General features: G+C 59.8%; 23 protein-coding genes and 1 tRNA gene. 16 read left to right on the top strand and 8 right to left on the bottom strand.

Annotated elements, in window-relative coordinates:
* Positions 1-206 precede the first annotated feature (206 nt).
* Positions 207-1385 carry an iron-containing alcohol dehydrogenase gene (locus ABR989_RS16275; RefSeq protein ID WP_428130367.1) on the top strand — a complete coding sequence of 393 codons (1179 nt, stop codon included), beginning with the start codon at positions 207-209 and terminating at the stop codon, positions 1383-1385.
* Between the two features lie 24 nt (positions 1386-1409).
* Here the strand turns inward: ABR989_RS16275 and mepK are convergent, their stop codons facing one another.
* Together mepK and ABR989_RS16265 are read right to left on the bottom strand one after the other, a co-directional pair.
* On the bottom strand, positions 1410-1976 hold the full coding sequence (gene mepK, locus ABR989_RS16270) for a peptidoglycan L,D-endopeptidase MepK (RefSeq protein WP_428130366.1): 567 nt from the start codon (positions 1974-1976) through the stop codon (positions 1410-1412).
* A gap of 67 nt (positions 1977-2043) precedes the next feature.
* Complete coding sequence (locus ABR989_RS16265) at positions 2044-2850, bottom strand: enoyl-CoA hydratase-related protein (RefSeq protein WP_428130365.1); 807 nt, start codon at positions 2848-2850, stop codon at positions 2044-2046.
* A 293-nt stretch (positions 2851-3143) separates the two neighbouring features.
* Between ABR989_RS16265 and ABR989_RS16260 the strand changes: the two genes are divergently transcribed.
* The 4 genes from ABR989_RS16260 (at position 3144) to ABR989_RS16245 (ending at position 7008) form a co-directional block, all read left to right on the top strand.
* A complete protein-coding gene (locus ABR989_RS16260) occupies positions 3144-3893 on the top strand; it encodes a hypothetical protein (protein WP_428130364.1) in 750 nt (249 codons plus the stop codon).
* Between the two features lie 162 nt (positions 3894-4055).
* Positions 4056-4814, top strand: a complete 759-nt coding sequence (locus tag ABR989_RS16255; RefSeq protein ID WP_428130363.1) for a hypothetical protein — start codon at positions 4056-4058, stop codon at positions 4812-4814.
* An 86-nt stretch (positions 4815-4900) separates the two neighbouring features.
* Positions 4901-5599, top strand: a complete 699-nt coding sequence (locus tag ABR989_RS16250) for a response regulator transcription factor (RefSeq protein ID WP_428130362.1) — start codon at positions 4901-4903, stop codon at positions 5597-5599.
* A 32-nt stretch (positions 5600-5631) separates the two neighbouring features.
* A complete protein-coding gene (locus tag ABR989_RS16245) occupies positions 5632-7008 on the top strand; it encodes a sensor histidine kinase (protein WP_428130361.1) in 1377 nt (458 codons plus the stop codon).
* A gap of 74 nt (positions 7009-7082) precedes the next feature.
* Here the strand turns inward: ABR989_RS16245 and ABR989_RS16240 are convergent, their stop codons facing one another.
* Positions 7083-7751: a methyltransferase family protein gene (locus ABR989_RS16240; protein WP_428130360.1), complete on the bottom strand. Its 669-nt coding sequence runs from the start codon at positions 7749-7751 to the stop codon at positions 7083-7085.
* 288 nt (positions 7752-8039) lie between these two features.
* On the opposite strand from ABR989_RS16240, the gene ABR989_RS16235 reads away from it, so the two are divergent.
* The 6 genes from ABR989_RS16235 to ABR989_RS16210 all read left to right on the top strand — a co-directional run bounded on the left by ABR989_RS16235 (position 8040) and on the right by ABR989_RS16210 (position 11850).
* Positions 8040-8125, top strand: a tRNA-Leu gene (locus ABR989_RS16235).
* A gap of 138 nt (positions 8126-8263) precedes the next feature.
* Positions 8264-9526, top strand: coding sequence for a glycosyltransferase family 87 protein (locus ABR989_RS16230; RefSeq protein ID WP_428130359.1), 1263 nt, complete (start codon positions 8264-8266; stop codon positions 9524-9526).
* A gap of 61 nt (positions 9527-9587) precedes the next feature.
* Positions 9588-9815, top strand: a complete 228-nt coding sequence (locus tag ABR989_RS16225) for a hypothetical protein (protein WP_428130358.1) — start codon at positions 9588-9590, stop codon at positions 9813-9815.
* A 26-nt stretch (positions 9816-9841) separates the two neighbouring features.
* A complete protein-coding gene (locus ABR989_RS16220) occupies positions 9842-10441 on the top strand; it encodes a hypothetical protein (RefSeq protein ID WP_428130357.1) in 600 nt (199 codons plus the stop codon).
* A gap of 37 nt (positions 10442-10478) precedes the next feature.
* Positions 10479-11303 carry a hypothetical protein gene (locus ABR989_RS16215; RefSeq protein ID WP_428130356.1) on the top strand — a complete coding sequence of 275 codons (825 nt, stop codon included), beginning with the start codon at positions 10479-10481 and terminating at the stop codon, positions 11301-11303.
* A 97-nt stretch (positions 11304-11400) separates the two neighbouring features.
* A complete protein-coding gene (locus tag ABR989_RS16210) occupies positions 11401-11850 on the top strand; it encodes a hypothetical protein (protein WP_428130355.1) in 450 nt (149 codons plus the stop codon).
* A gap of 59 nt (positions 11851-11909) precedes the next feature.
* On the opposite strand, the gene ABR989_RS16205 is transcribed toward ABR989_RS16210, so the two are convergent.
* On the bottom strand, positions 11910-12320 hold the full coding sequence (locus tag ABR989_RS16205) for a helix-turn-helix domain-containing protein (protein ID WP_428130354.1): 411 nt from the start codon (positions 12318-12320) through the stop codon (positions 11910-11912).
* Positions 12317-12616 (bottom strand): type II toxin-antitoxin system HigB family toxin, encoded by a 300-nt coding sequence (locus ABR989_RS16200; protein ID WP_428130353.1) that lies wholly within the window; start codon positions 12614-12616, stop codon positions 12317-12319. Before ABR989_RS16200 ends, ABR989_RS16205 begins: the two co-directional genes overlap by 4 nt.
* 310 nt (positions 12617-12926) lie before the next feature.
* Between ABR989_RS16200 and ABR989_RS16195 the strand changes: the two genes are divergently transcribed.
* The 4 genes from ABR989_RS16195 (at position 12927) to ABR989_RS16180 (ending at position 16667) form a co-directional block, all read left to right on the top strand.
* The gene (locus tag ABR989_RS16195) at positions 12927-13202 is read left to right on the top strand and encodes a type II toxin-antitoxin system RelE/ParE family toxin (RefSeq protein WP_428130352.1); all 276 of its coding nucleotides are present in this window, start codon (positions 12927-12929) and stop codon (positions 13200-13202) included.
* Positions 13203-13212: 10 nt separating this feature from the next.
* On the top strand, positions 13213-13536 hold the full coding sequence (locus ABR989_RS16190) for a HigA family addiction module antitoxin (RefSeq protein WP_428130351.1): 324 nt from the start codon (positions 13213-13215) through the stop codon (positions 13534-13536).
* 266 nt (positions 13537-13802) lie between these two features.
* Complete coding sequence (locus ABR989_RS16185; protein WP_428130350.1) at positions 13803-16067, top strand: DUF29 family protein; 2265 nt, start codon at positions 13803-13805, stop codon at positions 16065-16067.
* Positions 16068-16385: 318 nt separating this feature from the next.
* Positions 16386-16667, top strand: a complete 282-nt coding sequence (locus ABR989_RS16180; protein ID WP_428130349.1) for a DUF3303 domain-containing protein — start codon at positions 16386-16388, stop codon at positions 16665-16667.
* 32 nt (positions 16668-16699) lie between these two features.
* On the opposite strand, the gene glgX is transcribed toward ABR989_RS16180, so the two are convergent.
* The gene (gene glgX, locus ABR989_RS16175) at positions 16700-18844 is read right to left on the bottom strand and encodes a glycogen debranching protein GlgX (protein WP_428130348.1); all 2145 of its coding nucleotides are present in this window, start codon (positions 18842-18844) and stop codon (positions 16700-16702) included.
* 488 nt (positions 18845-19332) lie between these two features.
* Between glgX and ABR989_RS16170 the strand changes: the two genes are divergently transcribed.
* Positions 19333-20157, top strand: coding sequence for a hypothetical protein (locus ABR989_RS16170; protein WP_428130347.1), 825 nt, complete (start codon positions 19333-19335; stop codon positions 20155-20157).
* A 118-nt stretch (positions 20158-20275) separates the two neighbouring features.
* Here ABR989_RS16170 and ABR989_RS16165 read toward each other — a convergent pair whose 3' ends face one another.
* Both ABR989_RS16165 and arsS read right to left on the bottom strand, forming a co-directional pair.
* Positions 20276-20734, bottom strand: a complete 459-nt coding sequence (locus ABR989_RS16165; RefSeq protein WP_428130346.1) for a hypothetical protein — start codon at positions 20732-20734, stop codon at positions 20276-20278.
* A gap of 100 nt (positions 20735-20834) precedes the next feature.
* Positions 20835-21818: an arsenosugar biosynthesis radical SAM (seleno)protein ArsS gene (arsS, locus tag ABR989_RS16160; RefSeq protein ID WP_428130345.1), complete on the bottom strand. Its 984-nt coding sequence runs from the start codon at positions 21816-21818 to the stop codon at positions 20835-20837.
* Between the last annotated feature and the right edge of the window lie 368 nt (positions 21819-22186).

The following is a 22186-nucleotide window of genomic DNA, read 5'->3' as shown; positions in this document are numbered from 1 at the left end:
TTCACCTGTCCTTGAAAAAGCGATCGAACGCGGGAGTAACCAATCGAAGGTAGCCGCATCAGTGTCGCCCTGTTCGATCGGCGCCGCAAGTAGCGGGGCCCGCGTTTTCGGTAGTGACAAGCACCAAAATATGATTCTGGCGTGTTTTCGATAGTGATAAGCACCGGAATATGATTGTCGGGAGTAAGCGAATCAGGAGAAAAAAATTGGACAAGACCGCTGGCGAATACCATTTCACGCGACTCGAGACGGTTGTCTTCGGCGTCGGCAAGGTCGAATCACTCGGACGCGAGCTCACGCGCCGCGGAGCGAAACGCGCGCTCATCGTGACGGGTAAGACGCTCGGCCGCTCGAAACTGCTCGACAAGGTCAAGAATGCGGCCGGCCCCGCAATTGCCGGCGTGTTCACCGGCGCCGCTCAGCATGTACCGTCGCAGACCGTCACGGAACTGGTGGCAGAAGCGCGCCGTGTCGGCGCAGACGCGATGGTGAGTTTCGGCGGCGGCAGCCCGATCGACACCGTGAAGAACGCGGCGTGGCAGTTGATGGGCGGTCGCGCCGGCTCGCGCATCGTAGATTTCAGCGCGGCGGCTACAGAGACGGCGGGCGGACGCGAGATTCTGCATATCGCGATGCCGACCACGTTGTCGGCCGCCGAGTTCACGCCGGGGGGCGGTGTCACCGACGAATCGACCAGGGTCAAAGGTGGGGTTGCCGACCCGCGCCTGCAGGCCAGGGTGGTCATCCTCGATCCGGCGCTGACGGTCGAAACGCCCGCATGGCTGTGGGCATCGACCGGGATGCGCGCGCTCGATCACGCGGTCGAAGGTTCGTACTCGACGCGCCATCAGCTTGTTACCGACGCGCTCGCGGCGCGCGCGATCGCGCTGCTGACGGAGCATCTGTTGCCGTCACTGCAAACGCATGGCGATGACGAACTCGAGCATCGCATGCAATGCCAGCTTGCCGCGTGGCTCTCGATTTTCGGCATGTCGAACACTCGCGGCGGAATCTCGCACGCGTTGGGGCATCAGATCGGGCCGATGTGGAATGTCCCGCACGGCGTCACTTCATGCATCACGCTACCGCACGTGATGCGCTTTATGGCCAAGCTCGCCGCAGATCGCTTTGGGCCGATAGCGGAAGGATTCGGCGTGCGCTTCGACGCACGCAGTCCACGCTCGGCGGCGATGGAATGCGCCGATCGCGCGGCGAAGTTCATCGGCAAGTTCGAGGTGCCGACACGGCTTCGGGACGTAGGTGTGCCGCGCGAGGAAATTTCGCGAATCGCGGGAACGGTGCTCGAAGAGGTGAAGCGGGCAAACACCGTCGGTGCCGACGTGACGCTCGATCAGTTGATCGCGATTCTCGACGCCGCGTATTAAATGCGGCGGGTCGGCGCGCCGGCGCTACCAGAAGCGCACGCGGCCGGTATCGACGTGAACGAATCCGCTACGCGGGTAGTAGCCGACTCCGCCGGCCTGCTGCGCCAACGCGGCGCCGCGAAGCTGCGCCAGGCTCCGTCCCGGCACGGTGATATCGATCGCCTTGCCTTCGAGATGGAGGCTGTGCACGGCGACGCCCTCGCTGTTGGCATGGAGCATCGCATTGGTCACGGGCGAGCGGTATCCGGAAATCACCTGGAACGGCTCGGCGGTGCTCAGTCGATGATGGATTTGCACCAGCAGATCGAGCAGCGCGGGATCGATCGGCTTAACTTCGTTGGCGCGGAAATCGCGCAGGATGTAGTTGACGCGATCGAGCTCGCCGGCAACGTAGTGACCGTCCTGCCAGTAAGTGGTGCTCAGACTTTCGCCGGTGTGCAGATTGTAGAACTTGAGCGAGCGGCGCCGAAGCTGGACGGTGGCGCGCGCCATCGCGATCGCAGGCACAACCAGTTGTGCAGCGGCAATCGCGCCAATCCTCAGAAATCCACGCCGCGATAGCTCCACGAATCCCCCGAGCGAGGCCCTCACTCCTCACTCTACTGCTCGCGCAGTGTAACAATTTCGCAGCGGCGGGCCAATCGTCGAGGTCGGCGCTCTACTTCCTTACTTTCTTGAGCGCCTGATCGACCCCGGGCATCCGCTTGGGAAGCTCCTTCCCCTCCAGCCTGGCGATTATACTGTCGGTGCCGAGCACCATGTGATGCGAATGAGCGTTGCGAATCGCGGTGCTGTAGCCCATCGCGTCCTGCGCGGAATTGACCGCCCACTTGACCATGCGCAGCGTGAAGCGGTCGCTCTCGGCGATTCGATTCGCAAGCGCCATCGTTTCCGCCTCGAGCTCGGCGCGCGGCACGACCATATTGACGAAGCCGAGGCGGCAGGCCTCGTCGGCGTCCACGAAGCGGCTCTGGAAGAGGATTTCCTTGGCCTTGCGCGGCGGCATATCCCACGGGATCGAGAAGTACTGCAAGAGCGCGGGCAGGAACTTGGCGTCATCAGCGGCAACGATCAGATCCATCGCGGCCGCGAACATCCATCCGCCGAAGATGCACAGGCCCTGCACCTGCGCGATGGTGGGCTTGTCGAGATCGCGCCATCGCAGCGTGTTGTCGAGGAACAACTGGCGCGAGCGGGCGTACTCGCCGCGCACGCCCTTGGGATACGGGCGGCGCTCCTGGTCCTCCTTTTCTTCGGGTGTGCCGAGGTCGTGGCCCGAGCAGAAATTATCGCCGGCGCCGGAGAGAATGATGACGCGGACCTCGTCGTCGGCGTTGGCCGTGGCGAAGGCGTCGTCCAACTCCTCGAGCAATCGCCGCGACTGCGCGTTCCTGTAGCGCGGACGGTTGAGGATGACCTTGGCGATGCGGTCGTGTTTCTCGTAGAGAACTGTTTTGTCTTCCATCGGCATCCCGTCCCGATTCTATAGTCGCCGCGCCGGCGCCACAGCGATGTTACATCAAGCGGCGGCGAATGAGGCAACGATTTCGAGCGTGGGGCTTGCTTGAGATTCGACGGGTTGGCTACGGTCGGAGTCATCTTGCTGAAGGCGGTGCGAATTCATGGCACTGTGGAAACCCGATCAAACGCTTTACCCGTCGGTGCGAATTTTGGCGGTACGAGACGACCGGAACGCGGCGGAGGTTGCGCAAGAATCATGATGAAGCCACGGAAGAACGAAACCGTAGGACACGCACAGTGATGCAAGCGACAACGCCTGGTAACGCCGACGCCGATATAGACGCTCGAAAGGCGTTGTGGAGAGAGATCTGTGAGGCAGCAACCCAGCTCGCGGGTCACTGCACGGTATCTGTGTCCATCGGTCATCGCACTTCGGGTCGCATCGACGCATCGCAACCAGTTCCTGGTGTCCGCACCTGGCAACTTGTCGAAGCAATAAGTTTGCTGTCCATCCTTCTGCGCGCGGAGAGCGTACACTCGGGTTCCGTGAGTCTCTTTGCCAAAGCCGGTCCGTTAAAGATCGAAGAAGATGGCGTCCCGCGTTATGTATGGGCTCAACAGCAACTGCGCGGCCACTACAGCGATCTTGGCGGCCGTCCTGACTTGATCGTAACCTCATCGCCGGACCCTCCAACCCCTGCCAACGTCCACAGAGTTGTCGAAGTGAAATCTGGCAGGCAGCTTGGTGCGCAGGTTGTCCGCGGCGAATTCGGCAAGGCCCACGACTTGCGGGTTACAAGCTACTTCATTTGGGCGTTCTATGCTCCGTCGGCCCACGTGAAAGCTGGAGCGCGAAGGCTCGGCCTGAACCTGGAAGAACTCGGCTTCGATTCGCCTCGTCGCAAAGATCTTATCACTCAACCGCATGCACTCCTGTCGCACGTTGCCCATACGCTGGAGCAGGCGCGGCAGTCGCATCGCTTCGCGACGGCGCTCGAGGACGCTGATCAGGAGGCTAGGCGCAAATTGCCCTCGTCGAAGCGATAGTTCGCGAGCATCGGCTTTCGCGCGACGCTGATTTCGCAATAGGATAGTGCGGTACAGATTCAAGCGAATGGGACCGCGAGCGGACGAGATTTTTACCAGGGTGCTGCGCGTCGTGTCCAGCATCCAGGATCGCCGAGCGCGAGGTATGAGGCGGGGAACGAAATGACATGCACCAACGGCGCAATGGAGACGCCTTCCTATGAGGCCGTGGTAAACACGTACGATATAGAGGTCCTCAAGTCGGGCGGCGATCTTCAAGTTACATCGCTCACCAAAGACGGGGACCTGAAGCTTGGCGACGATCGATTCAACGCTATGTTCCGATTCGTTCAGCGTTGGCGTTTCAACTCTCCGACGCTCACGGCCCTGTTCGAAGGGGTCGTCACCTCGCGCGATCGAAAGCGGCATCTTGTCGGTCAGAGAAACCAGGTGGTTGCCGCCATCCGTGAAACCACTCCTGCTGAGCAACTTCATGCGTTGAACGATGAAATCGCGGCTAACGAATTCGGTCCCGCAGCGTATGCGGGGGCGATTGTGCTGGTCCTTAACAATCTGCTCCAGAGATTCAAAAGCGATCTAGACGTGCACGACGAGATCTGGAAAAAGGCGTATCCGCTGATCGAAGGATGCTCGGTCGGATCGATTGTCGAAGCTGCCGCGAACAACTTTCGTCATCACGACGAATGGGCAAGAAGCGAACCGCCGACAAGACAGCAATTGCCGTCGATTTTGACGGTCGCGGCGATACTCAAGCGCCCAATTGCGTCAGACGGTAGCCGTCACCCATTTCGCCAGAACGTATGTCCGGAAATCATCGAGGCTCTGAGCGGCGGCGACTACGAACGGCTAAATCATAAGGTCTTCACGTTCGCAAACAGTATAGTAAGCGGCAAGGTTGACAACTACTGCTGTCGGGATTGACCTTGCCCGCGTCAGCGACCCCAGCGGCGAAGATACCGAGATTATCATTTCAGACGCGGCGCATTGCTTTTTTTGGATGCGCCGCCGTGCCAGCATCGGAGGGTATGAACGCGCTGCGCATTCTGCTGATCGAGGACGAGGCCCGCTTGGCCAACGCGGTCAAGCAGGGACTGGTCGAGGAAGACTTCACGGTCGAAATCGCCGGCAGTGCGGAGCAGGCCGAAGCGACCATCGCGCGCGGCGCGCTCGATCTGATCGTCCTGGACCTTGGGTTGCCGGGAAAAAGCGGACTGGAGCTGCTGCGCGAGATGCGCGCGGCGGGGATTCAGACGCCGGTGTTGATCCTGACCGCGCGCGGATCGCTCGAAGAGCGCGTGGCCGGACTCGACAGCGGCGGCGACGACTACCTGACCAAGCCGTTCGCGTTTGCCGAGCTGGTGGCGAGAATCAAGGCGCTGGCGCGGCGTCCGCGGGCGCCGGCATCGCCGATTCTCAAAGTCGGCGAGCTGGAATTCGACACCGTCAAGCGGCGCGCGAAAATCGGCGAGCAAAATCTGAACCTGTCGCCCAAGGAAAAGATGCTGCTCGAATTGCTGATGCGAAACGCCGGGCAGGTGGTCACCCGCGACATGATCGCGGAGACGGTTTGGGATTCGAATTACAACTCCCTGACCAACCTGATCGAAGTATTCGTCAATCGGCTGCGCCAGAAGATCGATCCGGGCGACGATCGTTCGCTGATAGTCACCGTGCGTGGAGTCGGATACACGATGCGCGCGGAATGACGCGCGTTGCCGTTGCCGCGCGGCGGCCGCCAATGACGATCAGACTCAGGCTGACCATTTACTGGGCCGCGGTGCTGGCGGTGATCCTGCTGGTCGCGGCGATCGCAGTGGTAACACTCTTCGAGCGCCAGCAATGGAGCGGTCTCGATGCTGCCCTGCTCAAAGAGGCCGAGAACACCGCCGATCAAATCCAGCGCAGCGCCACGCCGGGCGCCCTTGAAATTCTCCACCGGCTGAGCCTCGAGACGGATATCGGCCCCGGCCGGCGCGTACGAATCGTCACGGCGCATTGGGAGCTTGGAAACTACGGCGACATCCACACGGTCCCGCCGCCGTTCGATCCGACACTCCCCACCCACGCGGCGATTGTCGGCAACCGCGCGTTCAGGTTCGCGGTCGTTCCGATGATGTACGACGGCGAGCGCGCGTACCTGCAAAGCGGGGTGCAGGCGCGCCTGGTTCAGGAATCGGTTAACAGCCTTCGCAACCTCCTGCTGCTCATGCTGCCGATCGTGCTGCTGCTTTGCGTCGGTGGAGGATACTTGCTGGCGGGCCGGGCGCTGCGGCCGATTGAATCGGTGACGGCGGAGCTCGACGCGATTGGGCCGGCGAATCTGAGCTCGCGGCTGACGGTCCCGCCGGTGGCCGATGAAGTCGCACGGCTCACCGCCGTCATCAACGCATTGCTGGAGCGCCTGGAGCGCGCGTCGGCCACGGAGCGCAGGTTCGCATCCGACGCCGCGCATGAACTGCGCACCCCGCTGGCGGTGCTGCGCACGGGGCTGGAAGTAGCGCTCGCGCGCGATCGCTCGGCCGAGCAAAATCGCGCGGCCCTGGCTGCCGCGCATCGCGAGGCGCTGTCGCTGTGCAGGATTGCCGACGAACTGCTGATGCTGTCGCGGCTCAATGGCGAAGTAATGGTCGATCGGCAGCGGCTGAATCTTCGCGCCCTGCTGACCGAGATAGCGGCGACCGTCGGACCGCTGGCGCAGGCGCGCGAGATCAAGCTTTCGGTCAACGCGCCCAAGGACGTTTTCGTCAACGGCAACGCAGGGCATCTGCGCCGCCTCCTTGTCAATCTGCTCGACAACGCCCTGAAGTTCACGCCCGCACAGGGATCGATCGAAGTCGGGCTGAGGAGCGATTCGAATCGTGCGATTATCCGCGTCGCCGACACCGGGGAGGGAATCCATCCGGCGGAGCTGCCGCATATTTTCGATCGATTTTTTCGCGGCGCAGGGTCGCCCGGCGAAGGCAGCGGCCTGGGCTTGAGCCTGTGCCGGGAAATCGCGCGCGCGCATGGCGGCGAGATCGCAGCCGCGAATCTTCCGACCGGCGGATGCGCGTTCGTCGTGACGCTGGCGCTTTACCGCGAAGATCCGAATCGAGCGACCGCGCCGCTCAGATAACCGCCGCTGCGGCGAGCAACGAGCAATATGAGCGCCGCACACCGGCCTCGCCCGCACCCGGCATCAAACCTCGCTCAAAACACCCCGGGCCACAAACGGTACCGGACCCGACCCATGTAGCGACGGTACTCGGGGTCCGCGCGCAAATGTACTTCTTCCTGACCGATTCGCCAGACCATAAAGGGAAGCGTCGTCGCAATCAGCATAATGTTGCGCTCGCTCGGATAGGACATCGCATAGCCAATCGAAAGTATCAGCCATCCGAAATATATCGGATGACGAACCCATCGAAACGGCCCCTTCGACACGATTCCACGGTTCGCCGGCAACACACCGAAGCTGCGACCCATATAGACGCGCGCGACTTGGCTCAGCACGATGCCGAACAACTCGAAAATAAGTCCCGTCGTCGCGAGCGCGCCGCTGGATACGATTGTCGGACGCATCAAACACGGAAGGATTAGCATGGCGCCCGATGCGGCGAGCGTGCGCAGATTTACCGTCGAGGTGCGCGGCGCAAATCGCGCGAACGACATGACGGCCATGATCGCGGCGCCCGTCAGCCATACCACGTTAGCGGCTCCCGCCAGGCTAAAACTGAGTTCGCGCGCGGCCGGGATCGTCGCCAGCAGGAACGCTACTGCCAGGATACAGTTGCCGAGAGCGTGTCTTAGGCCTGCGCTTGTGACATGCGGATGCGGGACGGCAACCGGCGCGGAAATGCGCGGGGCAACTGCTTCCATGAATACATAGTGTGCTCGCGATACTATACCAAGCAAGCAATCGCGATATATAATTGAGAATCGCACTTAGTATTCATGTCATTATTAACTTATGACCGTCACAATACTGCGGCGGTCGCTGTTGATTGGCTATCCCGGTCGCTGCGTCGCGCAGACTGTCGGGATTCGATGCATGATCGAATCGCGCCGTCGCGATCGATGCGTGGGTCGGCGCTGTCCGGTCGCGATTGCCGGCGGCGCTGTCTTTGCTTTAAGATAACCGGGCTTGAGTCTGCGGCTTCTTCGAGTGCCGAGGTGGCGGAATGGCAGACGCAGAGGACTCAAAATCCTCCGTGGGCAACCACGTGCGGGTTCAAGTCCCGCTCTCGGCACCAAAAATTACCCTTCAATGGTTGCGTCGCTTGGCGCCGTGGATTTGCGGTTTTGCCTCAAACCGATTTTGAGTTCTCCAGATAACGCGCTGGCTAATCGTTTTTGTAGTCTCGCAGGTCGTCGTTTGCCCATACTTGGGCGTGAACAGCGAACGAATCGCGGCCGCGATGCGTCACCCCGCAATCCTGACCGTAGTCTGGATCTGCGCGCTCCTGATGTTGGCGGGCACGTTCACCAAGATGCCCGGCCAGTGGCGCCGTCGCGACTTCTCGAACTATTACGAATCAGCGTGGGCGCTCCGCCATGGAATCGATCCGTATTCCACGAATTTGACCCCGATCGGCGCCCAGCTCGGCCTGGAGACCGGCGGGCTGCTTCACGCTTCCGAGACTCCCCCGTTTCTGCTTTGCTTCGAACCTCTCACCTGCCTGCGGCCGCGCGTCGCATTCTGGATCTGGACCGCAATCAACTTTTCGGCATTGGCGATCGCGATGTACCTGATGCTTGCGCATCGACGCGGGCTTTCCGGGCGCACGGCGTGGATGCTGGCGGGACTGATTCTGATGTCGGCGCCGGTGAATTTGAATTTTTATTGGGGACAATCGCAGCTGATAGTCCTGGCTCTGATGGTGGGCGCGATGCGCGCGATGAAACGCGAGCGCGACGGCGCAGCCGGCTTGCTGATCGCATCGGCCGGGCTGTTGCGGGCGTACCCGCTTCTACTCGTCGGCTATTTTGTGATTCGTCGAAAATGGCGCGCGGTTGCGTTCGCGGCGGCTGGAATCGCGGCAGGAGTATTCGTAACTGTCGCGGCTGTGGGTTTAACCCAAACTCTCAGCTTCGTTTACGGTGCATTGTGGCTCACTGACTACTCAGTAGTTAATCGGGTGGATAATCTTTCGCTCGGACCATTCGTGTCGCGGACGTTCTGGGCGTTGACCGGTACCGCGTCGGGCTCATCGGCCGATTGGACCAGACGCGCCGCCGTCGCCGTTGCGGACCTGGTAGTACTTGGAATGACTATTCGCGCGACGCTCGCCGATGCGAACCGCGGCGATCCCGACTGGAGAATCTACTCGCTGTGGATCGCGGCCTCGATCATGCTGTCGCCGGTCGGATGGCATCACTATCTGGTGTTACTGGCTATTCCGTTCGTGCAAATGGTCGCGGCCGCGGCCGATGGGCGGGCAAGCGCGCGGGCCGTCTGGATGGCGGCGTTGGCCTATCTCCTCAGCGCGGTTTCGCTCCGCGTCTTCAACCGGTTCCTGATCCCGCCGCCGACCGGGTTCCAGCGCACATTCCCATGGATAGTGCGCGCGCTTGAGGAAACCAGCTTCATCGCTTTACTGACGGGATACATCGCGGCGTATTGGTTCGCGACCGATCGCCCCCGCAATCAGTAGGTCAGACCGGATTCACACCGAGTTAGCGTTGGGGTAGACTGCACTTCGCTGCCAACCGTGTATGATTAAAGACGGGAAACGATTCTGCGACGTCTGCGACGAGGAGATTCCGGCGGGAACTAAGTATCAGCGCAACCGCATGCCCCCGCGCGCCGCCGGACTCTTGAAGACCGATCCCGACGTAACTCCGAAATGGACGACCAACCCGGATGGAACAATCTCTATGGATATCTGCATCGAATGCGTCTTGTCCATGAATATCACGCACGGAACGGACGAAATGGACTAGGAATTTAGCCGACGCTGGAGAAAAGCATGAGCGAAGACCCTAACGCCGCAAAGGTTTTTGATGCCGCGAAGGCGATCGTCGAAACGCTAACGGGTCTGGATCGGGCTTATCAAGAGCTCGCTATCCGTTTTGCGAGTGAGTCACTGGGTTTGGCCTCCTCGCATCATCCTGTTCAGCCTCCGGTACCGACACCGGGCCACCCGGCGGCAGCACCCAGTGCTTCACCGTACGCCCCTGCACCTGCGAAAGATATCAGAGAATTCGTTGCGGCGAAGGCTCCCAAAAGCGACCAGCAATTTGCGGCCGTGGTCGCGTACTTCTACAGATTCGAAGCGCCTCAATCGCTGAAGAAGGAATCTATAGAAGCAAAGGATTTAACAGACGCAGCTCGACTGGCGGGTCGCAAGCGACCGAAAAAACCGATTGCGACCCTAAACAATGCGAAGGCCTCTGGATACTTGGACAGTACAAAACCGGGCAAATTCCAAATCAGCACCGTCGGCGAGAATTTGGTCGCCGTGACGCTCCCTGGGAACGAACCTGCGCAAGCGAACAATCGCGGCAAGGTAACGAGGAAAGCGCCAACGAAATCAAGGAGAAAAAAGACCACAAAGGCGAGCTCGTAAACGTGGCGCTGCGGAACCCTAATTCGAGGATTCGCTAATGCCCGCTGCCTCCGAGGCCGTTGATGCCGCAATATCGGAAGTGACGACAGCGCGGTCCTTGATAGCTAAGATCAAGACTAAACAGATTCACACCGTGGACGCATTGGCGACGCTGAAGTCGACTGCGCACGCTTGGTTTAATTCCCATCGCCCAATCGTGATCGGAGCTGCCGTTGGTGTGGATCTCACCGATACGGACCGTTCTTACACAACCATTCTAGATTCAACGGCTAAGCACGCAGCAAGGCAGACATATCTCGACGCACTGAAGGAAACCAAAGACGCTCTTATCGCGGTCCGCGCTGCCATATTGGTAGCCCCTTTGGCAGCCGCCGCCGGGAGTATAGACGACCTTGCTCCCGACTTTTCGCCACTCGCCGGTAACCCGCAGATGCTAGACATCTTGACGCGACGCTGGTACGAGTGTCACCGATGCGTGACAGCTGGCGCGCACTTGGCAGCAATTGTAATGATGGGTGGGCTTCTGGAGGCGCTTTTCGTGGCCAGGGCCAATAAGATGTCGGATAAGAGTGCACTCATCAACGCTTCAGAGGCTCCCAAGGACCCTAAGACCGGAAAGACCATCAACTACCAACAGTGGATGCTAGATTCGTACATCAGGGTCGCCCACGAGTTAAACTGGATCACGGATTCCGCCAAGAACTTGGCGGACGTGTTGAAGGAATATCGGAACTACATTCACCCTGAGAAGGAGCTTCGACACGGGGTCACACTTAACCTGAATGACTCATCAATGTTTTGGCAGATCGCCAAAGGGCTTGTACGACAGCTCTTAATGAGTGCGGTGGTGCCAGCGCCATAGAAATGCGTTTGGCGACATAATATGCTTGTGCGAGCAAAGAGTCGGCGCTTTGGGAGTGTTCCTCGCGTCTCTCAAGCCTCGCAGAGGTATTGTGGAAATGAATTCAATCCTTCTTATCACAGCATCCTATCGAATGGGCACTATCGTTGTCGGGTTCGCCATCGTCTACTGCGGATACAAGCTCTTCAGCCGAGGGGTGTACGAGAAAGCCGGCGAGCTCAAAGCCGCCTGGGGCGATAAGCACCTGCTCCTCAAACAGGCCGCACCGGGTACCTTCTTCGTTGTCTTTGGTACCGCGGTCATCATATTCAGTCTTTGGAGGGGCATCTCGTTCGACCGTGAAACTTTCGGTTCGCCCCAGGGTGTAACCGTTAGCTTACTCCCATCCGGAATCGCTCCGCCAATTCTTACCGCCGCCGAAAAGGCGAGCCGAGGCGAGACCCTAAGCGAGACCGAGAAGAAGCTGCTCTCGGGGTGGATTCAGCAAGAACGAATCTCCGTTCAGGCCTCCGCGCCATCGGAAGGCATCATAACCCGGATGCCCTGAGCGCTTTTGTAGTCTCGCAGGTCCGGTTCCTGATCCCGCCACCGACCGACCGCCATCATTTAGGGTGTCGCCAGGAACGCCGCCGGCGAGACGTGAAACCGCGCGGCAAGTTTTTCGATCTGATGTACATTGAGTTCGCGCTTTCCGCGCAGCACTTCCGATACTACGCCTTGGCTGCCGATCTCGGGCAGATCAGACTGCCTCAGGCCGTGCTCCTCCATCAGATACTTGAGCACTTCGAGCCCGCAGGCGTCGGCTAAAGCATGATGCTCCGCGTCGTATGCCTCGATCAGCACGCTCAGCGTTTCGATGAAGCGGTAACGTGGGTCCCGCGGGTTGTCGCCAATCTCGTCAACCAGTTTGTTGAGCTGATTGACCGCGGTGTCGTATTCGCGGGCGCTGTGAATCGCGAGGAGCGGAGCGAATGCGGCCGGGTTCTTTAGGGTTCGAGTGATAGTCTGACTTTTCACTTTTTCCAGCCACCTCTGTCGTATTCTGCATGGGTCAAGATGTAGCGGATGAACAGCATTTGCCTGTTGAAGTGAATCGCTGCGATCAGCCTGTACTTGTTACCAGCAATATTGAAAACGTAGAAATCGCCCTCGCCGGTCGGCACGTAGTCCACCGATCCGAAGGTTCGCTTCAGCTCGGCCAAGTTCGGATACGTTCCACTTTTGACCAGCTTGCACCATACTCGCAGCGGCGCGTCAGCATCGGGGTATTGTTGCGCGAAGTCCCTGAGCGCCTTCTCCGAGATGACCCGCATGCCCAGAATATATCTCAGTATGAGATAAGTGTCAACTCAAATTGCGATGAATTTTATTACTTCTTTGCCTTGCGCTTTTTGGCTCTCACCGCGCCATGGCGGGGTTCATGCCCGCGAAATAGCAGACCGCCGCCGACCGGGTTCCAGCGGACATTCCCATGGCTGGTGCGCGCGCTCGAGGAAACCAGCTTCATCGCTCTACTTACGGGATTCATCGCGGCGTATTGGTTCGCGACCGATCCCGCCCGCCCGGCGTTAGAGGAAACTGTTTAATTGACACTGTAAACTAAACCATTTACACTCAAAGAGAATGAGCGGCGGCTTCAGGCATGAAGGGCTTCAAGAAATTCACCTCACCGGCAAGACACGCCGGATCGGCGCCGGTCATATAAGGAAGTGCGTGCGTATCCTGCAATTGCTGGAAGCAGCGGCGCAGCCGGAGGACATCAATATCGCAGGCTTTCGCTTCCACGGCCTGCAAGGCAACCCAAAACGCTGGTCGGTGCGTGTGACCGGGAATTACCGCATCACGTTCCGATGGTCGGGCGAAAACGCGTTGGATATCGATTTTGAAGATTACCATTAGGAAGGAAGTTATGGATAAAAGGAACGGACTGCCGCCCGTCCATCCGGGCGAGATTATCAAGCAAGACATCCTGCCGTCTGTCGGCCTGTCCGTGACGGCTGCGGCGAAAGCCTTGGGGGTGTCCCGCCAGATGCTTCACGACATTCTGGCGCAGCGCAAGCCCCTGTCTGCCATCATGTGCCTGAAGGTATCCCGCCTGTTTGGCGGCTCACCGGAAGTATGGATGCGGTTGCAGGCAGCCTACGACCTGAAGAAGGCTGAGCAAAACAAAAAGGTCATGAAACGTGTCGCGCGGATCGTGCCTGTAAATCTGGTCGAAGAAGTTCGGGTCTGATCCCCTGCGGGCAGGCGAGCTTTCTTCAAGCCGGAAACTTGCTTGTCACATGCGCCAGCCTGCGATCCTGCCCGTAGTATGGATCTGCGCGCTTCTGATGCTGACGGGATTCATCGCGGCGTATTGGTTCGCGACTGATCGCCCCCGCCAGGTGGAACCGCGATAGGCCCGGAACTGCCGGCCGCGCGCTCGTTCGCCACAGCGGTCTGGTGGGTGTAAACTGTAGGCTTATGGAGACTCGGAACCTTTCGGAACACGGCCGCGGAATGGGCGAACAAAGGGCAACCCCGCTCAGTGTCGCCGACTTCCAGCGGTGCCAGTGGGAGCAAGCGATCGCTGATGCTCCGAACGATACTTACTTCCGTTATTCCGAGTTGTTCGGAAAGAAATACGCGGCGGCCAAAGAGGCTGGGGACCAAACAACTGCCGCCGTCTTTTTTCTCCTGAGAGACATTACCTTTTTTCATTTTTCACCGCGTTCCGCGACCGAGCCTTTTACGGCGGCGCTAATTATGGGAGGGCGACGAAGCGCAATTCCGAGTGACCTCACGGAGGAAGACGTCCAAATCCTGCACGAACTCACACCGTCCGTGACTAATCCGGCGCTGCGCGCCCGGCTCGCCGATGTAGTATGGGTCAGAAAGCGAGACTTCCGCTCCGCGCAGATTGCCATCGATGCTTACATTGAGTCGGCTCGGCGATTCGCAGCTGCGCCCCTAGAACTCCGAAATGCGCAGGACGTATCTCTCGTGTACTGCGTTCAACAGATCGAACGCGCTCTGCGCCTAGCTCGCCTAGTCAACGACGGACCCCGAGCCAAGGAAGCAACTGACTACATCCAGCAGCTTGTTCGGCAACTCGCTCCGCGGCTCGTGCCGCTGTCTCTTCAACTCATGGATCTGCTGATCGAGTTCCGTGTTGGCGATCCCAGGGAGTACGCTCTGATTGCGAAAACCGCGGCGAACACTTCTGAGGCCTACCCTGATACAGTGCGCGAATTCAGAACTCGTGAAGCGAAGTGGCTCGCACTAGCCGGTGACGAGGCTGCTCAAAAGGATGCGATCATCGCCGCGGCGGAGGAGTATGTTCACAAGGCAGACCTTCTCGAAGCCGGCAAGCCTCCTAGCTACATGCTGGTAGCCGACAGTCTAACAAGAGCCATTGAGGCCTACCGACGCATCAGCAACTATCCGCGAGACCGGGTAGAAGCCTTGCACAAGCGCCTGCTCAAGGTTCAGCGACTCTCGACTTCTCAGATGGGACGGATCGCATCCGGTCAAATCGATATCCGGCCCATTGCGATGCAAGCCATGACCGCCATAAAAGGCAAGGGCCTGTACGAGGCACTGCTCGCGTTGGCGCAGTTGTCGGCGCCACCTAATCTCAAGGAATTGCGCGCGCGCGTAAGTGAGCATGTCAAAGACTTCCCATTGATACACTATCTCGCCGCTCAGGTCGTCGACGCCTCTGGCAAAGTGGTTTCAAAGAAACCATCGATGGCAACCGATGATGCGGACGAAATTGAAGAAGCGATGCGCTGGTCGATGTTCCGCGAGACCGCCCTTCACCGTGCGCTAACGGCCCAAGCCGTTATTGAACCCGCAAGGCAGCAGATCTTGTCCGAGCACGAGATTAAGGTCGAAGACTGGCAGACAATCGTGGAGAACAACCCCGTAGTTCCGCCCGAGCGCCAGCAGACCTTCGCGCGTGGCCTGCAGGCGGGTATGACAGGCGACCTTTTGATTGCCGCGAATCTCCTGATCCCTCAGTTGGAGAATTCCTTTAGATACGTTCTCTCCGCGAGCGGCAATCGTACTTCAAAGCTACTCAGCGAAGGAGTGCAAGAGGACATAACCTTGCAGCCTCTCCTGGAGTCCGAAGACTTCAAAAGGGTCTTCTCAGAGGATTTGGCCTTCGACTTGGAGGGCCTCTTAGTGGCACGTTCGGGACCCAACCTCAGACACAGACTCGCACATGGATTGATTGACGATCGTGAACTCTCGTCGTCCGCAGACCTCACCTACCTATGGTGGCTGGTACTCCGTATGTCCGTGTTGCCAGTGTTCTGGCGGCTAGCGCCCGTTGAAGCAGAGAGTTTGTACGACCGCGACTATTACGGGTGGACCGAAGGACAGGCGGAAGCTGTTGAACGGGCACCTCTTCAGGAAACCGACTTCAGCAACGTCGCCGAGGAGATCAAGGACTTGGGCAAAAGCGAGGAAAGGGAGCTCGAAAACCGCCTCAAGATTCTGTTGTCCCATCTCCTGAAGTGGAAATATCAACCGGAAAAACAGTGCAACAGCTGGAGGGCCTCCGTCCAGGAACAGCGTGTTGCCGTTCGCCGCTTACTTCGCAAGAGCCCCAGCCTGCAGCCCAAGACGGTAGAGATCCTGCCCGACGCGTTTGAAGAAGCGCGATACGCCGCGGAAGCGGAAACTGGCCTGGATGACGGGATGTTTCCAAAAGACTGTCCGTGGTCGTTCGACCAGTGCGTCGACGAACAGTTCTGGCCTGAAGCGACTGTCGCTTAAATTTAGCCGCAAGTGCGGATATTTCCGGCCTGAGCTTTTGCCTTCCGTCCTCGCAACAGACACACCGGTAGCGGTGTGTCTTCAACGGCTTAACCATTCCTCAAAACTTTCGGTTGATAATATTCCGTGTAAGCAACATCCGTGAGTTTCTCGCACCGATAGCGACCCGGCGCTTGGAATCGCTGCCAAACGACCGCCGATCACGACCCAACACAACGGTTCGCGACCGATCGCGCCCGCCAGCTTCCCGCGACTCAAGAAACGTGCGGTGCTATAACCAATGCTCGGATCGATCGTCGAAACAAGGAGGCATCAGCCATGCTCTACATTGCGTTCATCAAGAACAGGCCGGGATTCGACACCGACATCATCGCAAAATCGCGCAAATGGTGGAACGAGGGCGCCAAGCCGGCCGGATTGAAGACCATCGGCTTTTACGGACCGCTGAGCAGCGATACTCCGGACGTGCTCGTGTTCGAGTCGTCCAATCACAACGACATCCGCACGATGATCGAGTACTGGCGCGGGGTCTCGTTCGAAATTTATCCGGCGGTCGATATGGCGCAAGTCTTCCGCGCTCAGGGCATGGAGGTTTCGTAGCCGCTGCCGGACACCGCCGGTAAAACCGCGATTCACGCTGCGCGCCGCAACACGACCATCGCGTGTCCCGCGAGGTGAACCCGTTCTTCGAATGAGAATGATCGTACGCGCTGCGGCGCCGCCGCATCCGCGGTGTCGAGGATTATCGTCCACTCGCGCCCCCATGGTTTCGGCGGCAGCTTGAATTCCATGGGCTCGCGATATGAGTTGAACATCACAAAGAAGCTGTCGTCGGCAATTCGAGCGCCGGCGCGATCGCGTTCGGTTATCGCTTTTCCGTTCATGAACGCGCCGAGCGTTTTCGCGTATCCTACCCCCCAGTCGCTACTGGTCATCTCGGCGCCGTCGGGCCGGAACCATTCGAGATCTTTCAGCCGGCTGCCCTTCGCAGGGGCGCCGGTGAACCATCCCCGGCGCCGGAAGATCGGATGCTTGCGGCGGAGCTGGATCAGCCGCCGGGTGAAATCGATCAGCGTCGCGTCGGCGCTATCCCAATCGATCCATGAAATCGGATTGTCCTGGCAGTAGGCGTTGTTGTTGCCGCGCTGCGAACGTCCGAGCTCGTCGCCGGCCGGCATCATCGGTACGCCCTGCGACAGCAACAGCGTCGCAAGGAAGTTGCGCTTTTGCTGCTCGCGAAGCGCGCGAATTGCGGGATCCTCGCTCGGTCCTTCCACGCCGCAATTCCACGATCGATTGTCACTGTGGCCGTCTTGGTTTTCCTCGCCATTCGCCTCGTTGTGCTTTTCGTTGTACGAAACGAGGTCGGCGAGCGTGAAGCCGTCGTGCGCGGTGACAAAGTTGATGCTCGCGAGCGGCGCGCGGCCGCCGGCGCGGTACAGGTCCGAACTGCCGGTGACGCGCGATGCAAACTCGCCCATCGAATAGCCCGCGCCGCGCCAGAAATCGCGCACGCTGTCGCGGTATTTGCCGTTCCATTCCTTCCAGTTGACCGGAAACCCGGCGACCCGGTAGCCGCCATCGCCGACGTCCCACGGCTCCGCGATCAATTTGGCCGCCGATATCACAGGGTCCTGCGCAATCGCCGCAAAAAACGGGCTCCTGACCGCGAATTCGCCGCCCGGACCGCGCGCAAGTGTGGTCGCAAGGTCGAAGCGGAATCCGTCCACGTGCATCTCGAGTATCCAGTAGCGCAGGCTGTCCATTACCATCTGCAGAACCCGCGGGTGTGTCATGTCGAGCGAGTTCCCGGTGCCCGTGTAATCCTCGCATCGGCCGCTGCCGTCGGTGCGCAGCCGATAGTAAGTCGCGTTGTCGATTCCCCGGAAACAAATCGTCGGCCCGCTCTCATTCCCCTCGCCCGAATGGTTGTAAACGACGTCGAGGATCACCTCGATTCCCGCGCCGTGCAACGCCTTCACCATTGCCTTGAATTCCGTGACGCAACTGCCGGGCCCGCCGCGGGATCCGAAGCGGATGTCCGGCGCGAAATAACCGATTGTATTGTATCCCCAATAGTTGCTCAGGCCGGTTTTGGACAAGCGGCGTTCGGGGGCTGCCTGATGCACCGGCATCAATTCAACCGCGTTCACGCCGAGCGCGGTCAAGTGCCGGATGACGGCCAGCGACGCGAGCGCCGCAAATTTGCCTCGAACCCGGCGCGGCACTTCGGGATGCAGCGCGGTCATCCCCTTCACGTGCGCCTCGTAGATGACGAGATCCTCCCACGGAATTGCGGGCTTGCGATCGCCATCCCAGTCGTACGCTGAATCGACAACCACGCACTTGGGCATCGCAGACGCGCTGTTCCGCAGATCCAGACGAGGCGCAGCGTCGACCGCGGTCGAGCGATAGCCGATCATCGAATCGTCCCATCGAGGCGTGCGATCGAGCGCCCGCGCATACGGGTCGAGCAGCAGCTTGGCGGAGTTGAAGCGATGTCCCGCGGGGGGATCGTAGGGACCGCTGACGCGATAGCCATAACGCTGACCGGCCCGAACACCGCGAACATAGGCGTGCCAGATGTGCTCGGTGCGCTCGACCAGCGGTATTCGCGCGATCTCGGTGTTACCAGCGACAGCGGCGCCGCCAAACAGGCACAGCATCGCGCCGGTCGCGTGCTCGGAAAATATCGAAAAGTTCACTCCCGCACCGTCGCAGGTCGCGCCAAGCGGATACGGCAAGCCGGGTAGAATTTCAAATTTGGTTTTCGGCATTTTGAAAATGACACTAATGGCAAGCCGTACCGATGATGGCAACCGTTGCGGTATTTCGGAACGGCCCGACGGGCTTGGACGCGCCAAACGGCGCCAAAACTGCCCCGTCGAAGTCCGCCTCCGTGTCGCACCGGACCGCGTGACCTGTCGGCGGCGGCGTGGCCAGCCGCGGTGCGGTCAGCTGGGGGCTTTCGGATACCTCCGGCTGATCGCAGCGTCGGGTAATTGGTTCAAAAGCGCACTTGCCAAGTTGCAAGGGCGCATCGTAGCGAAGTTCCCCACACTATTAATTGGTTGGCATCCAATTGCGCTATCTATAGGTAGTATGGCATACGATTTGCTCATCTTAGACCGATATAGATGAGCTTTGGAAAGCAGCGCGAGTCACTTAAAATAAAACGTCGGTCATGCCAGTCAGTCTGGCATTTCGACTTCGTGGTCGTTTTATGAGTGCAGCCCTGACTTCATCGCCGGCCCCTGCTAAACGAATGCCGTCGCGAGAACCTGCGGCGCTGGAAACTCGTGAAGTTGACCATCTCGTTTCCAAGCTGCTCGCCGAAATCAAGGTTCCATTCGACTCGCTCGGGCCCCGGGTCCTCAATCAGCTTTCTGACCTGAAAAAGATTCTCTCCGCCGACTATGCGGAGGTGCCCGCGCTTCCATCCAAGCCTCTGCTCAGGGAATTGGCGCAGATCGTCGAGAATGACATCAATCGACACGCCTCGGCTTACGGCGGCCCGGCGGATCTCGGCAGCCCGCAATTGCTCGGTTACCTGGGCAAAATTTTCGGTCCACGCGAACTCGAACTGCGGGCCGAACCTTATCGCACCGGCGCAGGGCTCGCGCTGCGCGGATTTTACTGCCGTGCCAGGCTTGGCGACAAAAGCAAGTTCGTGATCTTCGTCAACACCGCGCATCATCCCGGCGCTGTCGCCGCGACACTCGGCCATGAACTCGGCCACTACATCTACGGCTCGTTGATCGGAGAAAAGGCCGCCCACACGGCATTCATGGAAGGCGCGTTCGCCAATCATCTGCTCGAAGAGGATGAACTGTTTGCCGACAGTCTGGTCGCGCTCGCAGCCTACAGCCCGGAATTGATCAAAAAGATCGGCGGCCTTTCGCAACTCAGGCCGGGTTTCTCGGACGATCTATTCAAGCGGATAAAGTCCGCCTACGACTTGATCGGACGGCGTTACGGCCTCGATCTCACGAAGGGCAAGATGGCGGCGGCGTGGCGCGTCCGATACCTCACCTCGATGGCTCACTTCTTCAAGCTGCGCTGCGCGCTCTACAAATCGGCCGGGGTCTGAACTTCACAAAAGGGGACAAAGCGGCCGCTCGCCGAAGTCAGACGGGCGGCATCGTTTTATTTGCCGCCCTCGCAGCGCCGCGAACATTGCGTTGAAAGGCGATGCGCCGCGCCGTCGATCATTTCGCCGGCGCCGGCGATGGGGTCGGCTCCGCAACCAGGCGCGCCGTCATCGGATGCGACTCGTGCCGAACCAGAATGTCCATCCAGTACTTGTCGGCCATCGCGGCTGCGACCTTGTCTGCCATTTCAGGCGCCGCCTCCGCGCGGACCTTGTCGAACTCATTGTCGCCAATCTTCACCTTCACGTAGAGGCCCGCCGTGTTTTTCTGAATTCTGCCGTACGCTCGATCGCCCAGCCGGACGTATAGCTGCCCGTCGATAACGGCCAGCCACAGCCTCGACCAGTGCTCGCCCTCCTCGGGCCCGATCGTCATGATCTGGAGCGTGCTTTGGTCGCGGAACGCATTCGGATCCCATCCGGGAACGGGGTTGTTTGCGGCGCAAGCCGCACCCATCAGCGCCATCCAGAAAACGGCCGACGCCACGACTACGTTAATGCTCGTTTTGATCTTCATCAGCTTGCACCTCAGCCTGGTTTTCCGATCACGAGCGCAACGCTTGAACTGCCGCTCGCGCGTTACTCAGCTTCTCCATTTTACGGTGACGCCCTTCGACTCAGGCGATCGCGCCGCCGCAGCTCGATCCCGCGCCCGCCGTGCATCCGAAACAATGCGATCCGGTCGCGATGCGCGCGCCTGCAAGTTCGCCCACATCTTCGATGTCCCAGATCGTCGATGCAGCACTGTCACCGAGCGGAATTTCCAGCATCTGATTAAAATCGCAGTCGTAGAGCCGCCCGTCCCATCCGACACTGACCAGGCTGCGGCACATCAGCCCATCCACGGTCGCTGGGTTGAAGTGATTCACCAGCAGGCTCATGTACGCTGAGTGAATCCCGGTAGTTCTCAACTGATTGGCGAAGCGGGCGATCGGCATGTTCGCAATTGTCAGCAGCCGATCGAAAACGACCCCGAAATTGCGCGCGAGTTCTTCCCGGTATTGCTCTTCAAGCCCGGCCTGCGGCGGCGGCAGAGACGCGCCAATCGGGTTGTACACGAGATCCAGCCGCAGCTCATCGCGCCCGAATCCGACGGCATTCAGTTGCTTCAACGCCGCGATGCTCTTGTCAAACACCCCCGCGCCCCGCTGACGATCCGTGTTCTCCGCGGTGTAGCATGGGAGCGAACAAACCAATTCGACGCCCGACCGCCGGTAGAATTCCACCAGCCATTCCATCCCGGGTTCCAGCGTCACCGTCAGATTGCATCGAACGATCACCTTGCGGCCAAGCGCACGCGCCCGTTCCACGAGCATCGCAAAGTTCGGGTTCAGCTCCGGCGCGCCGCCGGTGATGTCCAGGGTCCCGACTCGCGGACTTGCCGCGAGCACCTCGATCACTCGCTCCGCCGTCGCACGCGTCATCTGCTCGGTGCGCCGCGGGCCTGCATCGACGTGACAGTGATGGCACGCCTGGTTGCACAGCTTGCCGACATTTACCTGGATGGTCGCGGGCGATTTACGGCTGAGCGCGCGAATTCCATGGCGCGCCAGCGTTGCGTCGAAGCGCCCACCGTTGACTGACTCGGATATCGCGGCCATCGCGCAATTCTAACACGCGCATCGCGCGATCGTCATCGGCAAAATCGTGGCGTTCGCGGACCGTGAACACAACACCAAAAAAAGCAGGAGACCGGATTGCCGGCCTCCTGCGCTACTGCGGGGAAATCAACTGGCCGCGACAGTTCTAGCAGGCTGTTGATTTACGTTCCCGGCAATATCCCATCAAACCGTTAATTCTCTGTTCGCGAGCTTCTGTGGTTTCGGGCCACTCGGGCCGCCACGTCGATGTCGGAAGCAACGGAATCAGGATGCCGAAGCTTCGATCATGTCCGTCACCATCCCTGTGGAGCGTCCGGTAACCAGCAGAGACCGAGCAGGGAGTCGCCCCGGTTGCGGTTGACCGGGGC

It is taken from the genome of Binatus soli (SeqCode) (assembly GCF_050015535.1).
Taxonomy (GTDB): Bacteria; Desulfobacterota; Binatia; order Binatales; family Binataceae; genus Binatus; species Binatus soli.
This window is presented reverse-complemented; position numbering and strand designations above follow the sequence as displayed.